This window comes from Diaphorobacter sp. LR2014-1 (assembly GCF_002916785.1).
In the GTDB taxonomy this organism is placed as follows: Bacteria; Pseudomonadota; Gammaproteobacteria; order Burkholderiales; family Burkholderiaceae_C; genus Diaphorobacter; species Diaphorobacter nitroreducens.
Genome location: NZ_MTBE01000006.1, coordinates 84,448 through 99,395, shown reverse-complemented (window position 1 = coordinate 99,395; position 14,948 = coordinate 84,448). Strand labels below are relative to the sequence as shown.

10 protein-coding genes are annotated in these 14,948 nt (G+C 64.4%); 8 read left to right on the top strand and 2 right to left on the bottom strand.

Annotated elements, in window-relative coordinates; translation table 11 throughout:
* Nucleotides 1-54 precede the first annotated feature (54 nt).
* The 3 genes from lpdA (at nucleotide 55) to BV908_RS07350 (ending at nucleotide 3,343) form a co-directional block, all read left to right on the top strand.
* Nucleotides 55-1,482 carry a dihydrolipoyl dehydrogenase gene (lpdA, locus tag BV908_RS07360; RefSeq protein WP_103737706.1) on the top strand — a complete coding sequence of 476 codons (1,428 nt, stop codon included), beginning with the start codon at nucleotides 55-57 and terminating at the stop codon, nucleotides 1,480-1,482.
* A gap of 83 nt (nucleotides 1,483-1,565) precedes the next feature.
* Complete coding sequence (gene zapE, locus BV908_RS07355; RefSeq protein ID WP_172751358.1) at nucleotides 1,566-2,663, top strand: cell division protein ZapE; 1,098 nt, start codon at nucleotides 1,566-1,568, stop codon at nucleotides 2,661-2,663.
* On the top strand, nucleotides 2,663-3,343 hold the full coding sequence (locus BV908_RS07350) for a hypothetical protein (protein ID WP_103737704.1): 681 nt from the start codon (nucleotides 2,663-2,665) through the stop codon (nucleotides 3,341-3,343). The genes zapE and BV908_RS07350 overlap by 1 nt, the downstream gene beginning before the upstream one ends.
* A 61-nt stretch (nucleotides 3,344-3,404) precedes the next feature.
* On the opposite strand, the gene BV908_RS07345 is transcribed toward BV908_RS07350, so the two are convergent.
* Complete coding sequence (locus BV908_RS07345) at nucleotides 3,405-4,208, bottom strand: protein phosphatase 2C domain-containing protein (RefSeq protein ID WP_103737703.1); 804 nt, start codon at nucleotides 4,206-4,208, stop codon at nucleotides 3,405-3,407.
* A gap of 171 nt (nucleotides 4,209-4,379) precedes the next feature.
* On the opposite strand from BV908_RS07345, the gene BV908_RS07340 reads away from it, so the two are divergent.
* Nucleotides 4,380-6,446 carry an ATP-dependent DNA helicase gene (locus BV908_RS07340; RefSeq protein ID WP_103737702.1) on the top strand — a complete coding sequence of 689 codons (2,067 nt, stop codon included), beginning with the start codon at nucleotides 4,380-4,382 and terminating at the stop codon, nucleotides 6,444-6,446.
* Here BV908_RS07340 and BV908_RS07335 read toward each other — a convergent pair.
* Nucleotides 6,409-7,206, bottom strand: coding sequence for an outer membrane protein assembly factor BamD (locus BV908_RS07335; protein WP_103737701.1), 798 nt, complete (start codon nucleotides 7,204-7,206; stop codon nucleotides 6,409-6,411). The genes BV908_RS07340 and BV908_RS07335 overlap by 38 nt on opposite strands.
* 134 nt (nucleotides 7,207-7,340) lie before the next feature.
* Here BV908_RS07335 and dnaE point away from each other — a divergent pair, with 134 nt between their 5' ends.
* The 4 genes from dnaE to phbB all read left to right on the top strand — a co-directional run bounded on the left by dnaE (nucleotide 7,341) and on the right by phbB (nucleotide 14,698).
* Nucleotides 7,341-10,880, top strand: a complete 3,540-nt coding sequence (gene dnaE, locus BV908_RS07330; RefSeq protein ID WP_103737700.1) for a DNA polymerase III subunit alpha — start codon at nucleotides 7,341-7,343, stop codon at nucleotides 10,878-10,880.
* Nucleotides 10,881-10,957: 77 nt separating this feature from the next.
* On the top strand, nucleotides 10,958-11,326 hold the full coding sequence (gene clpS, locus BV908_RS07325) for an ATP-dependent Clp protease adapter ClpS (RefSeq protein ID WP_103737744.1): 369 nt from the start codon (nucleotides 10,958-10,960) through the stop codon (nucleotides 11,324-11,326).
* Nucleotides 11,327-11,385: 59 nt separating this feature from the next.
* Nucleotides 11,386-13,734, top strand: coding sequence for an ATP-dependent Clp protease ATP-binding subunit ClpA (gene clpA, locus BV908_RS07320; protein WP_088886618.1), 2,349 nt, complete (start codon nucleotides 11,386-11,388; stop codon nucleotides 13,732-13,734).
* Nucleotides 13,735-13,960: 226 nt separating this feature from the next.
* Complete coding sequence (phbB, locus tag BV908_RS07315) at nucleotides 13,961-14,698, top strand: acetoacetyl-CoA reductase (protein WP_015913416.1); 738 nt, start codon at nucleotides 13,961-13,963, stop codon at nucleotides 14,696-14,698.
* The last annotated feature ends 250 nt before the right edge of the window (nucleotides 14,699-14,948 follow it).

Here is a 14,948-nt window from a genome sequence, read left to right as displayed (position 1 = left end):
CCGGCCCGGTCCAGCGGTGGGTTTTTTCTCATTACCAGATACTGTTTTTGAACCATGAGCAAGCAATTTGACGTCATCGTGATCGGCGCAGGCCCTGGCGGCTACATCGCCGCCATCCGCGCCGCCCAGTTGGGCATGAATGTGGCCTGTATCGACGAGTGGAAGAACGCCGCTGGCGGCGCCGCACCCGGCGGTACCTGCACCAACGTGGGCTGCATTCCCTCCAAGGCGCTGCTGCAGTCGTCCGAGCATTTCGAACATGCCAACCTGCACTTTGCCGACCACGGCATCACCGCCACGGGCGTGAAGATGGACGTGGCCAAGATGATTGCCCGTAAGGACAACGTCGTGAAGCAGAACAACGACGGCATCCTGTACCTGTTCAAGAAGAACAAGGTGACCTTCTTCCACGGCCGCGGCTCCTTCGTGAAGGCGGTGGACGGGGGCTATGAAATCAAGGTCACCGGCAAGGCCGAAGAAACGCTGACCGCCAAGCAGGTCATCGTGGCCACCGGATCCAACGCACGTGCGCTGCCCGGTGCGGCCTTCGACGAAGAGCAGATCCTGTCCAACGACGGCGCGCTCGCCATCGGCAGCGTGCCGAAGAAGCTGGGCGTGATCGGCTCCGGCGTGATCGGCCTGGAAATGGGCAGCGTGTGGCGCCGCCTGGGTGCCGACGTGACCATTCTGGAAGGCCAGCCCACGTTCCTGGGCGCGGTGGACGAGCAGATCGCCAAGGAGGCCAAAAAGGCCTTCGACAAGCAAGGCCTGAAGATCGAGCTGGGCGTGAAGATTGGCGAAGTCAAGGCTGGCAAGAAGGGCGTGAGCATCGCCTACACCACCGCCAAGGGCGAGGCCCAGGTGTTGGAAGTGGACAAGCTGATCGTCTCCATCGGCCGCGTGCCCAACACCACCGGCCTGAACGCCGAAGGGGTGGGCCTGAAGCTGGATGAGCGCGGCGCCGTTGTGGTTGATGGCGAGTGCAAGACCAACCTGCCCGGCGTGTGGGCGGTGGGCGACGTGGTGCGCGGCCCCATGCTGGCGCACAAGGCCGAGGAAGAGGGCGTGGCCGTGGCCGAGCGCATGGCTGGCCAGCACGGCCATGTCAACTTCAACACCATCCCCTGGGTCATCTACACCAGCCCCGAGATCGCCTGGGTCGGACGCACCGAGCAGCAGCTCAAGGCCGACGGCGTGAAGTACAAGGCGGGCACCTTCCCGTTCCTGGCCAATGGCCGAGCGCGCGCACTGGGCGACACCACCGGCATGGTGAAGTTCCTGGCCGACGCCGCCACGGACGAAATCCTGGGCGTGCACATCGTCGGTCCGATGGCTTCCGAACTGATCGCCGAAGCCGTGGTCGCCATGGAGTTCAAGGCATCGAGCGAAGACATTGCGCGCATCTGCCATGCCCACCCCTCGCTGTCCGAAGCCACTAAGGAAGCGGCGCTGGCCGTGGACAAGCGCACCCTCAATTTCTGATAATTTGAGGCAAAAATAGCTGCCAGCGCTTGTGTGACAAGCGCTGGCAGCTATTGTTTTTGAAGCATAGGGATAACATGCGGGTGAACGTCAGGCAGGCGTACGAGGCCGAGCTGGCCGCCAAGGGCTTCAAGAGCGATCCGGCCCAGTTGCGGGCCGTGGATGCGCTGGAGCGTTGTGCCCAGGAATGGGGAGCGTACAAGCAGCGCCGCTCCAACACGCTGAAGAAGCTCATCAACCGGCCCCAGGTGCCGCGTGGCGTGTACATGTACGGCGGTGTGGGGCGGGGCAAGAGCTTCCTCATGGACTGCTTCTTCAACGCCGTACCCATCAAGCGCAAGGTGCGTCTGCACTTTCACGAATTCATGCGCGAAGTGCACCGTGAACTGGCTGGCCTGCAGGGGACGCAGAACCCCCTGGATGTGCTGGGTGCGCGCATCGCCAAGCGCTATAAGCTGATTTGTTTTGACGAGTTCCACGTCGCGGACATCACTGACGCGATGATCCTGCACCGCCTGCTGGCGGCGCTGTTCGACAACGACGTGGGCTTTGTCACCACTTCCAACTTCAAGCCCGACGAACTGTACCCCGGCGGCCTGCACCGCGACCGCATCCTGCCCGCCATCGACCTGCTCAACGAGCGCATGGAAGTGGTGAACGTGGACAACGGCACGGACTATCGGCGCCGTGCGCTGGAGCTGGTCGAGCTCTACCACACGCCCCTGGGCCCCGCGGCGGACGCGGCCATGCAGCACGCCTTCCAGCAGCTGGCCGAAGTGCGTGACGAAGACCCGGTGCTGCACATCGAGGCGCGCGAGATCAAGGCCATCCGCCGTGCGGGCGGCGTGGTGTGGTTCGACTTCCGCGAGCTGTGCATGGGCCCCCGGTCGCAGAACGACTATCTGGAAATCGCCTCGCAGTTCCACACGGTGCTGCTGTCCAACGTGCCCTACATGCCTGTCAGCATGGCGTCGCCCGCGCGCCGGTTTACCTGGCTGGTGGACGTGCTCTACGATAGGCGGGTGAAACTCGTCGTCTCCGCCGCCGTGCCGCCCGAGCAGCTCTATACGGAAGGCCCCCTGGCGCATGAGTTTCCACGCACCATTTCGCGCATCAACGAGATGCAATCCAAGGAATTCCTGGCGCTTGAGCGGCGCGTCGTCGATACCGGACTGACCTGATGCCTGCACTGCCTTCCCGCTTTCTTGCCGCAGCCCTCCTGTGCATGGGTGGGGCAGCGCTGCCTCCCCTGGCGGCGTGGGCTGCCGACGCTCCTGTGACCGATGCAGCGCAGGCGCAGCGGCAGCGCCAGACCCAGCGTGAGCACATCCAGGCGCAGCGCCGGGAGATCGAGGCGCAGCGTGAGCGCGGCGAGGCGGCTTGCTACCAGCAATTTGCCGTGGAGGATTGCCTGCGCAGGGTGCGTATACAGGCACGTGAGGCCGACAACGTGCTGCACCGCCAGGAAGTGCAGATCAACGATGCGGAGCGCCGGGAGAAGGCGGGGCAACGCCTGCAAGCAATCGAGGAGCGCAAGCAGGAGCAACGCCAGAAACTGGAAGCCGGGGAGCGTCCCGCCCCGATGCGGGTGGCGCCCCGCAACGCGCCGCAGAAGCCCCGCGAGCAGGAGGCGCGCGACCGTGCGCAGCAGCAGAGCCGCCGCGCAGCCGAGCATTTGGCCGATGTGCAACGCCGTGAGCAAACGCAGCCCCAGCGCATCCAGGATTCCCGCGCCCGCTACGAGGCCAAGCAGCAGAAAGCGCGTGAGCGCCGCGAACGCCTTGAGCGCCAGCAAGCCGAGGCGGCCGGCCGCAAGCCGTCGCCGGCATTGCCGCCGCCGGACGCGAGCAGCGACCGTTGAGTGCCCTTTAGGGCGCGGTGGACACGCCACGGCCCATGCGGGGCCGTCTTCCACGCGCGTTTTACGTGGTGGGTGTGAGTTGCGCCAAGCGTGGAGGCTTCTTTTCCTCTACCAGCGTTTCGATCTTCACGATGGCGAGCGACAGGTTGTCGCCGCCCCCGCGTGCGCGCGAACGCGCCTTGTCGATGAGGAACTCGGTGGCCTCGCGCGGCGTCAGCGAATCCAGGACCGACGCCAGTTCCGCAGGTGAGAAGTAGTGCCACACGCCGTCGCTGCAGGCCAGCAGCACGTCGCCCGGCTGCATCTGCGGAATCAGGTGGGTGGTGATGGGAGGGTCGCTCTCGGTGCCCAGACAGCCGACGAGGATGTTGGAGTGGGGGTGGGTGTTGGCCTCGGCTTCCGTGATCTCGCCACGGTCCACGAGCGCCTGCACATACGAGTGGTCGCTGGTGCGGAACACCAGCCGCCCCCCCTGGAAGTGGTAGATGCGCGAGTCCCCTGCGTGGGCCCAGTGGCAATCGCCGCGTGGGTTGATTACGAATGCCGCGATGGTGCTGTGTGGCTCCTGTTCCGCGGAAATCGCGGTGAGGCGGATCACGATGTGCGCCTCCTCTACGATGTGCTTGAGCAGGGCGGCGGCGTCGTCCGTTTCTGGCGAATAGCGTTCAAACAACTGGCGCGCGGTAAGCATCACCTGGTCGGACGCCTTGCGCCCTCCGCTGCGGCCACCCATGCCATCGGCCACCACGCCCAGCACGCATCCATTGAAACGCGGGTGCGACAGCAGGGCGACCTGGTCTTGCTGGTACTCGCGGTCACCCTTGTGGATGCCGGTCGACGCAATGAGGCGGAACGCTTTGGTCATGGGATTGGAGCGGAGGACGAAAGGCCGCCTCGCAGTCGCGAAAGCGGGGGGAGCCGCCTATTATGATCAACTCCCGGGCCTTGTCATCGCTGGTGCGTCTGCTTGTGTTTTTAGAGCATCACGGCCGGTGCAGGGCCATTCCTTTCTGACACTTCTTTTGGCCCACGGCGCATGTCCTTGAGCGATCTCGTCCTCCCGGTGTTTGCGCCCGACGGACCCCTGGCGCGTGTGCGGCCTGATCTGCGTTCCCGCCCGGGGCAGGCGGCCATGGCCCTCGCAGTGGCGCAGGCCATCAACGCCCGGGAGTCACTGGTGGTGGAAGCGGGAACGGGGATTGGAAAGACCTTTGCCTATTTGGTTCCCGCACTGCTGAGCGGCGAGCGTGTGCTCATTTCCACGGCCACCAAGACACTGCAGGACCAACTGTTGACGCGCGACCTGCCGCTGCTGCAGCAGGCGCTGGCGCTCCCGCTACGCGTAGCGGCCCTCAAAGGCCGGGCCAATTACCTTTGCCTTTACCGACTGGAGCAGGCGCGTCGCAACGGGGAGGGGCATGACGAAGCAGTCGCCCACGATCTGGCGTGTGTTGAGCGATGGGCCCAGTCCACGCGCAGAGGAGACCTGGCGGAGGTCCCCGGTTTGGATGAATACTCAGCCGCCTGGAGGCAGGTCACTTCGACGGTGGACAACTGCCTGGGTTCCGGGTGCCCGCGGTTGCGCCAATGCCATGTCTACCGGGCACGGCACGACGCGCAGGCGGCGGATGTGCTCATCATCAACCACCACCTTTTCTTTGCGGACCTCGGTGCGCAGGGGGCGGGGGCCGCGCAACTGCTACCGGACACCGGGGTCGTTGTGTTCGATGAAGCCCATCGGTTGGCCGAGACCGCGGCCCAGTTCCTGGGCACGCATGTCAGCACCAGCCAGCTGCTGCAACTTGGGCAGGATGTGGTGGCGGCTGGGGCGCGGCATGCGCGCGGCGCTGCGGATTGGCAGGGGTTGCTCCAGCACCTGCGCCAGTGCGCGCACGCGCTGCGTCTGGCGGTCGCTCCGGGCGAAGATGCCGATGCAGCCGGCTCCCGCATCGCCTGGACGGGCGTCACGCCCGAGGCCTTGGATGCGTCAGCCTGGGACGGTGCGCTGGAGGGGGCGGTGGCGGCACTCCGCGCGGTGCTGGCCGCACTGGACGGCGTGGCGCAGCACGCTCCCGATCTGGCCCACCTGCACAGCCGGACGGTCGCGTTGCTGGAGCGTGTACTGCATTTCTGTTCCGACGCGGGTGCTGGCACGGTGCGCTGGGTTGAATCTGCAGGTGCGTTGCGCATGGTGGAAACGCCCCTGGATGTGGCCGGCGCCCTGCGCACGCTGTGGAAGGGAAAGCCCCCCACGGAGGGCGCCTGGGACGAGAGCGACGAACCGCCTGCCGCGTCCGCACCGCGTTCGTGGATCTATACCTCTGCCACGCTGGGCGATGGCAAGGACCTGCGCTGGTTTACCGATGCCTGTGGATTGGAGGGCGCTCGTACCCTGCAGGTGCCTAGCCCCTTCGACTACGCGCGGCAGGCGGCGCTGTATGTGCCACCCGCACTCCCGCTGCCTTCCGACGCGGGGCACAGCGTTCAGCTTGCGCGCTGGGTGGGTGATGCCGTAGCACGGCTTGGCGGGCATACGCTGGTGTTGACCACCAGTCTGCGGGCGCTTGCGGTGATCGCGGATGAGCTATGCCGCCGGTTCGCGCCCGGCGGCGGCATCGAGGTGCTGGTGCAGGGACATGCCTCACGGTCGCGCATGGTGGAGCGCTTTCGTGCCCAGCTTGACGCGAGCGGCCGGCCGGCGGGCCATGTGCTCGTGGGGGCGGCGTCGTTCTGGGAGGGGATCGACGTCCCGGGCGAGGCCCTGCAGATGGTGGTGATCGACAAGCTGCCATTCCCCGCTCCGGGTGACCCGTGGGAGCAGGCGCAGGCACGGCGGCTGGCGGACCAGGGTGGCAACGTGTTCCGCAGACACGCCCTGCCATCGGCGGCAGTGGCGCTCAAGCAGGGGGCCGGCCGGATGATCCGCAACGAGAACGACCACGGCATACTGGTCATCGCCGACACACGTCTGTTGCACAAGGGCTATGGCAAGCCTCTGCTGCGGGCATTGCCCCCCATGCGGAGGCTGCATACGCAGGAAGAGTTCGGCGCGGCGCTGGATGCCCTTACCAGAACTTCCACCAGGGGTTCGCCTTCGCCTTGAATCCCGTCTGCGGCAGGCTGCTCTGAGGATAGGACGCATCCATCACGCGGCGGGTGTCGTCACGCAGTTGCGTGAGCCCCAGTGCGTCGTACGATCGAACCAGGATGTACAGAGCTTCTTCCGTCGCCGGAACGTCCTTGTAGTCGGCAATGGCACTCTGCGCGCGACTCACGGCGGCCACGTATGCGCCGCGTTCATAGTAGTAGCGCGCCACGTGTACCTCGTACTGCGCCAGCGAGTTGACGATGTAGGTCATGCGCTGGCGCGCGTCGGGCGTGTAGCGCGACTCGGGGAAGCGGGTCACCAGTTCGCGGAAGGACTCGAACGAGTCCTTGGCGGCCTTCTGGTCGCGCTCCGACAGGTCCTGGCGCGAGAGCCACGAGAACAGGCCCAGGTTGTCGTTGAAGTTCACCAAGCCTTTGAGGTACAGCGCATAGTCGTACGCTGGGCTGGCGGGGTGCAGTTTCATGAAACGGTCCAGCGTGGCAATAGCCTGTGCCTTCTCGCCGCCCTTGTATTGCGCGTAGGCCTTTTCCAACTGGGCCTGTTGTGCCAACGGCGTGCCGGCGGCGCGTCCTTCCAGCTTTTCCAGCAGCGGCACGGCTTTGTCGTAAGAGCCGCCATTGAGCTCGTCGCGTGCTTCCGAATAAATCTTGTCGGTGCTCCAGCCAGCGGTCTTGTCTTCAGGCGTGCTGGAGCAGGCAGCCAGCAGGCCGGCGGCGAGCAGGGCAGAAATCAAAGGCAGGGGAAAACGCGGCATGGCGGCAGCTCTTGGATTAAGGGTATGCGACGACGGCGGCACCTTCATGGAACTGCCGCATGGCACCATTGTAAGGATGCTGCGCGCGGGGCCCTGAGCAAGCATGGGACATGCCCGCGTTCCTACAATGCCGCATGTTTGTCCACTTGCGCTTGCACACTGAATTTTCCGTCGTGGACGGAACCACCCGTATCGACGAGGTCGTCAAGGCGGCGGCGAAAGACGGCCAGCCCGCCCTGGCGATCACGGACCTGAACAACCTGTTCGGCGCGATCAAGTTCTACAAGGAAGGCCGGGGCAAGGGCGTCAAGCCCATCCTGGGCGCCGAAATCTACCTGGAGGGCGAAGCGGCAGGCGCACCCTCGCGCATGGTGCTGCTGGTGCAGAACCGCACCGGGTATCTGAACCTCTCCGAACTGCTGGCCCGCGCGTGGACGCGCAACATCGTCAAGAACCAGGCGCTGTGCACCTGGCAGTGGCTGCAGGAATTGGGCGACGGCCTGATTGCCCTCGCTGGAGCACAGGCCGGTCCCGTGGGGCAGGCGCTCATGAAGGGCGATGACGCCGGAGCTGCGCAGCTGGCGCTGCGTCTGGCGGGCATTTTCCCGCACCGCTTCTACCTGGAGGTCCAGCGCGCCGGACGACCTGACGACGAAGCCCATGTCACCGCCGCGGTGCAGCTTGCCGCGCGCCTGGCCCTGCCGGTGGTAGCCACCCACCCGGTGCAGTTCGCAACGCCGGACGATTACGAGGCGCACGAGGCGCGCGTGTGCATTGCCGAGGGCGAGATCTTGGCGAATCCGCGGCGCGTGCGCCGTTTCACGCGCGAGCAGTATTTCAAGAGCAGTTCCGAGATGGAAGCGCTGTTCGCCGACGTACCCAGCGCCCTCGCCAACACCGTGGAGGTGGCCAAGCGCTGCAATGTGTCGCTGGTGCTGGGCAAGCCGCAACTGCCGAACTTCCCCATTCCGGGTGGGATGACGATGGAGCAGTACTTCCGCCACGCGTCCCACGAGGGCCTGGAGGAGCGGCTGCTGCACCTGTACCCGGATACCGCCGAGCGCGACCGCCAGCGCCCCCGCTACCAGGAGCGGCTGGAGTTTGAACTGGGCACGATCCTGAAGATGGGCTTTCCAGGCTACTTCCTCATCGTGGGTGACTTCATCCAGTGGGCCAAGAAGAACGGCTGCCCGGTGGGCCCCGGGCGCGGCTCGGGTGCGGGCTCGCTCGTGGCCTATGCGCTCAAGATCACGGATCTGGATCCGCTGCAATACAACCTGCTGTTCGAGCGCTTCCTGAACCCCGAGCGGGTGTCCATGCCCGACTTCGACATCGATTTTTGCCAGGCCAACCGCGACCGCGTGATCGACTATGTGAAGGACAAGTACGGCAAGGAGGCCGTGAGCCAGATCGCCACGTTCGGCACGATGGCGGCCAAGGCTGCCATCCGCGACGTGGGGCGGGTGATGGATATGAGCTACACGTTCTGTGACGGTATCTCGAAGCTGGTGCCCGGCAAACCCGGCCAGACCTATACGCTGGCCTACCCGCCAGAGCCCAAGAAGGAAGGGGACAAGAACAACTACGCCCTGGAGTTGGAACCCATCCTGTACGAGCGCGTGCGCAAGGAGGAGGACGTGCGCACCATCATCGAGATGGCGCAAAAGCTCGAAGGGATGACGCGCAATATTGGCATGCACGCCGGCGGCGTGCTGATCGCGCCGGGCAAGCTGACCGATTTCTGCCCGCTGTACCAGCAGCCAGGCAGCGAATCGGCGGTGAGCCAGTACGACAAGGACGACGTGGAGGCCATCGGCCTGGTGAAATTCGACTTCCTGGGCTTGGCGACGCTGACCATCCTGGAAATCGCGCGTGAGTTCATCATGCAGCGCCACAAAGGGCAGGAAAACTTCGCGTTCGAGAACATTCCCCTGGACGATGCTGCGACCTACAAACTGTTCTCGGACGGCAAGACAGAAGCCGTGTTCCAGTTTGAAAGCCGGGGCATGCAAGGCATGCTCAAGGAAGCGCGCCCAAGCAGGCTGGAAGACCTGATCGCCTTGAATGCCCTGTACCGGCCCGGCCCCATGGACCTGATTCCCAGCTTCGTGAACCGCAAGCACGGCAAGGAGGTGGTGGAGTACCCGCATCCGCTGGTGGAGCCCGTGCTGGCCGAGACCTACGGCATCATGGTCTACCAGGAGCAGGTGATGCAGACGGCGCAGGTGCTGGGTGGTTACTCGCTCGGCGGCGCCGACATGCTGCGCCGCGCCATGGGCAAGAAAAAGGCCGAGGAAATGGCCGAGCACCGTGCCATCTTCCGCAAGGGTGCAGCCGAAAAGGGTATCAGTCAGGACAAGGCCGACGAGGTCTTCGACCTGATGGAAAAGTTTGCGGGTTACGGCTTCAACAAGTCGCACGCGGCCGCCTATTCGCTGCTGGCCTACCACACCGGGTGGCTCAAGGTGCACTACACGGCGGAGTTTTACTGCGCCAATATGACCGTGGAAATGGACGACACCGACAAGCTCAAGGTGCTCTATGAAGACGCGGTCAAACATTTCGGCATGACCTTCGAGCCGCCGGACATCAACCGCGGCAATTACCGCTTCGAGCCGGTGACGGACAAGGTCATCCGCTATGGCCTGGGCGCCGTCAAGGGCACGGGACAGCAGGCGATCGAGGCCATCATCGCCGCACGCGAAGGGCAGGGCGTGGGCCCACAGGGCGCAACCCGGGGGCCTTTCAAGAGCTTGTTTGACTTTTGCGTACGCGTGGACCGCACGCGCGTCAACAAGCGCACGGTGGAGGCGCTCATCAAGGCGGGCGCCTTCGATGCCCTGCAGCTCAACCGTGCCGCGCTCGTGGCATCCCTCGATCGGGCGTTCGAGTTTGCCAATGCGCAGATCGCCAACGCCAACCAAGGCGGGCTGTTCGACATGATGGGCGATGACGCCATCGGCTCCAGCACGCAGGAGCCTGATCTGGTGGATGTGATGCCCTGGGGCATCAAGGAACGGCTGATGCAGGAGAAGACCGCGGTGGGCTTCTACCTCTCGGGCCACTTGTTCGACGAAGTGCACCAGGAAGTGCGCCGCTTCGTGCGCACCGCTATCGACGACCTGGTAGACAGCCGCGAGACGCAGGTGGTCGCCGGCATCGTGAGCGACTACCGCGTCATCAACGGGCAGCGCGGCAGGCTGGCGTTGTTCAAGCTGGACGACAAGTCGGGCGTCATCGAGGCTTCTGCCGACGAAGGGCTGATCAATGCGAACGCCGGCCTGCTCAAGGACGATGAATTCGTAGTGGTGAGTGGTCGGCTGCAGTTGGACCACTTCAGCGGAGGCCTGCGCATGAAGGTGCAGCAGGTCTGGGATTTGGCGGGTGCGCGGGCACGCTATGGGCGCTATCTGCAGGTGTGCCTGGGGCAGCAATTGCCAGACATCGGGGCGCTGGTGCGTGACTATCCTCCGCAACGGGAGGAGACAGAACACGGCGAGGTGCTTGCCCATGGCCTGCGCGTGCGCATGCAGTTGCGCTGCACAGCGGGGGCCGGCGCGGCCACGGCCGAGGTGCAGTTGGGAGAGGCCAGCCGGTTCTTTCCCAGCGATGCCGCGCTGGCCGCGTGGAGCGCTCAGGCGGGCAGCGGTGCTGTGAATGTGGTCTATGAGTAGGGCTGTGATCAGCGCTTGAAAAAAGCCCGCGCGGCACCATGTGCGGTCTGCTCAGGTGCCGCATCGGCCTCGCTAGAATGAAATTCATGGCAACCACCTCCCCAATCCCCGCGCCGGTGCCGGCTCCCACCCCTCCGTCCTGGGACGAGGGTGGTTCGGTCGTGCTGGAGCGGCGTACACAGAAGACCCAGCCGCCCCAGATGTACCAGGTGGTCATGCTCAACGATGACTACACCCCCATGGAGTTCGTCGTCGTCGTGTTGCAGGAGTTCTTCAACAAGGACCGCGAGGCCGCCACGCAGATCATGCTGAAGATCCATCTGGACGGCAAAGGCGTGTGCGGCGTGTATACGCGCGATGTCGCCGCTACCAAGGTGGACCAGGTGCTGGAAGCGGCGCACAAAGCGGGCCACCCCCTGCAATGTTTGAGTGAGCCCGTTGAATAAGGGGGCATTGCTCCCGATCTACAGTCATCCCTAACACGCAAGCACAAAGGAGTTCTCACATGATTGCCCAGGAACTGGAAGTCAGCTTGCACATGGCCTTTGTCGAGGCCCGCCAGCAACGCCACGAGTTCATCACCGTGGAACACCTGCTGCTGGCACTGCTCGATAACCCCAGCGCGGCCGAGGTGCTGCGTTCATGCGCTGCCAACATCGACGATCTGCGCGCATCGCTGACCAACTTCATCAAGGACAACACCCCGCAGGTCGCCGGTACCGACGAGGTGGACACACAACCCACGCTGGGCTTCCAGCGGGTGATTCAACGCGCCATCATGCACGTGCAGTCCACGGGCAACGGCAAGAAGGAGGTCACGGGCGCCAACGTGCTTGTGGCCATCTTCGGCGAAAAGGACTCCCATGCCGTGTACTACCTGCACCAGCAGGGCGTGACGCGCCTGGACGTGGTGAACTACATCGCCCACGGCATCAAGAAGGGCGAGCCGCCGGAGCCCGCCAAGGCCGAGGGCCAGGCCGACGGGGAAGAGGGCGCGCAAGGCGAGCGCAGTGAAAAAGCGTCGCCCCTGGAGCAATACACCCAGAACTTGAACCAGGCGGCCAAGGACGGCAAGATCGACCCCCTGATCGGCCGCAACTACGAGGTCGAGCGCACCATCCAGATCCTGTGCCGCCGCCGCAAGAACAACCCGCTGCTGGTGGGTGAGGCCGGCGTGGGCAAGACCGCGATTGCCGAGGGCCTGGCCTGGCGCATCACGCAGAATGACGTGCCCGAGATCCTGGCCGAGGCCACGGTGTATTCGCTGGACATGGGCGCGCTGCTGGCGGGCACCAAATACCGCGGCGACTTCGAGCAGCGCCTCAAGGGCGTCTTGAAGAGCCTGAAAGACAAGCCCAACGCCATCCTGTTCATCGACGAGATCCACACGCTGATCGGTGCGGGCGCGGCGTCGGGCGGGACACTGGATGCGTCCAACCTGCTGAAGCCTGCGCTGTCCAGCGGGCAGCTCAAGTGCATCGGCGCGACTACCTTCACCGAATACCGCGGCATTTTCGAAAAGGACGCGGCGCTGTCGCGGCGCTTCCAGAAGGTGGACGTAGTCGAGCCAACGGTACAGGAGACCATCGACATCCTCAAGGGACTCAAGAGCCGCTTCGAGGAGCACCACAGCGTGAAGTACGCCGCCGCCGCCTTGCAGGCCGCGGCCGAGCTGAGTGCCAAGTACATCAATGACCGCCACCTGCCCGACAAGGCCATCGACGTGATCGACGAGGCTGGCGCAGCGCAGCGCATCCTCACGCCGTCCAAGCGCAAGAAGACCATCGGCAAGGCCGAGATCGAAGAGATCGTGGCAAAGATCGCCCGCATCCCGCCTGCCAACGTGTCCAATGACGACCGCGGCAAGCTGCAGACGCTTGAGCGCGACCTCAAGAGCGTGGTCTTCGGCCAGGACAAGGCGCTGGAGGTGCTCGCCGCCGCCGTCAAGATGGCACGCTCGGGACTGGGCAAGGCGGACAAGCCGATCGGCTCCTTCCTGTTCTCGGGCCCCACAGGCGTGGGCAAGACAGAGGCCGCCAAGCAGCTCGCCTACATCATGGGTGTGGACCTGATCCGCTTCGACATGTCGGAGTACATGGAGCGCCACGCCGTGAGCCGTCTGATCGGTGCGCCTCCGGGCTACGTGGGCTTCGACCAGGGTGGTTTGCTGACCGAGGCCATCACCAAGAAGCCGCACGCCGTGCTGCTGCTCGACGAAATCGAGAAGGCACACCCGGACATCTTCAACGTGCTGCTGCAGGTCATGGACCACGGCACGTTGACGGACAACAACGGGCGCAAGGCCGACTTCCGCAACGTCATCATCATCATGACGACGAACGCGGGCGCCGAGACCATGAACAAGGCCGCTATCGGCTTCACGAATCCGCGCCAGGCGGGCGACGAGATGGGCGACATCAAGCGCCTGTTCACGCCCGAGTTCCGCAACCGCCTGGATGCCATCGTGAGCTTCAAGCCGCTGGATGAGCAGATCATCCTGCGCGTGGTGGACAAGTTCCTGCTGCAGCTCGAGCAGCAGCTCGCCGAGAAGAAGGTGGAAGTTACCTTTACCGACGCGCTGCGCAAGCACTTGGCCAAGAAGGGCTTTGATCCGCTCATGGGCGCGCGCCCCATGCAGCGCTTGATCCAAGACACCATCCGCAAGGCGCTGGCGGATGAGCTGCTCTTCGGTCGCCTGACCGAAGGCGGGCGTCTGACGGTGGACATCGAGGTCAAGACGGACGACAAGGGCGTGGAGACTTCCGAGGTGCTGCTGGACATCCAGCCGGTGCCCAAGAAGGAGCGCGGAGCCAAGTCCGAACCGGCCGAACCCGAAGAAGCCACCGCCGACTGATTCCGGCACCGCCTCAATTCTTCGACCAACCCGCAGCCTGCGCTGCGGGTTTTTTTCGCGGACGATATCAACGGTCGTCTACGACGCATAAAAAGGTAATCATGCCCCTATTTTTGCGCCGCAACAATAATGCCGGGGCGCAGTGTTTTCCTCCTCGGTATTGTCGTAATTCTTGGGTAGAGTGGTCACTGATCTGATTCACTTTTGACACATCCAAGGAGCACACATGAGCCAGAAAGTTGCGTACGTCACCGGGGGTATGGGGGGCATCGGCACGGCCATCTGTCAGCGTCTGCACCGGGACGGGTTCAAGGTCATCGCCGGGTGCGGCCCCACGCGCGACTACAACAAGTGGCTGGGCGAGCAAAAGGCGCTGGGCTATACGTTTTACGCGTCGGTCGGGAACGTGGGCAACTGGGAGTCCACGGTGGAGGCCTTCACCCAGGCCAAGGCCGAGCATGGCAGCGTGGATGTGTTGGTGAACAACGCCGGCATCACACGCGACCGCATGTTCCTCAAGATGTCGCGCGAGGACTGGGACGCTGTCATCGAAACCAACCTCAACAGCATGTTCAACGTGACCAAGCAGGTCGTTGCAGACATGGTGGACAAGGGCTGGGGCCGCATCATCAACATCAGCAGCGTGAACGGCGAGAAAGGCCAGGCCGGCCAGACCAACTACTCGGCGGCGAAGGCGGGCATGCACGGTTTTTCGATGGCGCTGGCGCAGGAGCTGGCCACCAAGGGCGTGACGGTGAATACCGTGAGCCCCGGCTATATCGGCACCGACATGGTCAAGGCGATCCGCCCGGATGTGCTGGAAAAGATCGTCGCCACTGTGCCCGTGAAGCGCTTGGGCGAACCCAGCGAGATCGCGTCCATCATTTCGTGGCTGGCCTCCGAAGAGGGCGGCTATGCCACCGGGGCGGATTTCTCGGTCAACGGCGGCCTGCACATGGGCTGACCTAGCGGCAGCTGGAAAAGGCTGCCTTGAAATGCAAAAGGAACGTGGCAGCACGTTCCTTTTTTGTCTCCACCCTGAAGTGGGCGGTGTGAATCGGGGCCGGTAGCTCCCGGCGGGCCCTGGCAGTGGCTTGGAATTGCGCAGTGCGGCGATTCCTCCAACGAACGGCCTTCAGAACAGGCCGAGTGGACGCTTACAGGCGGGCCGGGGCGCGCTTGCGGTCACGTTCGTCTTCGGGCCAGGCAGAGAG

Excerpts from the sequence above, each read along its gene's own strand:
- BV908_RS07335 (WP_103737701.1), bottom strand. The coding sequence starts at position 7,206 with ATGCCGCGTTTTCCCCTGCCTTTGATTTCTGCCCTGCTCGCCGCCGGC.
- phbB (WP_015913416.1), top strand. The coding sequence starts at position 13,961 with ATGAGCCAGAAAGTTGCGTACGTCACCGGGGGTATGGGGGGCATCGGC.
- lpdA (WP_103737706.1), top strand. The coding sequence starts at position 55 with ATGAGCAAGCAATTTGACGTCATCGTGATCGGCGCAGGCCCTGGCGGC.
- BV908_RS07350 (WP_103737704.1), top strand. The coding sequence starts at position 2,663 with ATGCCTGCACTGCCTTCCCGCTTTCTTGCCGCAGCCCTCCTGTGCATG.
- BV908_RS07340 (WP_103737702.1), top strand. The coding sequence starts at position 4,380 with ATGTCCTTGAGCGATCTCGTCCTCCCGGTGTTTGCGCCCGACGGACCC.
- dnaE (WP_103737700.1), top strand. The coding sequence starts at position 7,341 with ATGTTTGTCCACTTGCGCTTGCACACTGAATTTTCCGTCGTGGACGGA.
- BV908_RS07345 (WP_103737703.1), bottom strand. The coding sequence starts at position 4,208 with ATGACCAAAGCGTTCCGCCTCATTGCGTCGACCGGCATCCACAAGGGT.
- clpS (WP_103737744.1), top strand. The coding sequence starts at position 10,958 with ATGAAATTCATGGCAACCACCTCCCCAATCCCCGCGCCGGTGCCGGCT.
- clpA (WP_088886618.1), top strand. The coding sequence starts at position 11,386 with ATGATTGCCCAGGAACTGGAAGTCAGCTTGCACATGGCCTTTGTCGAG.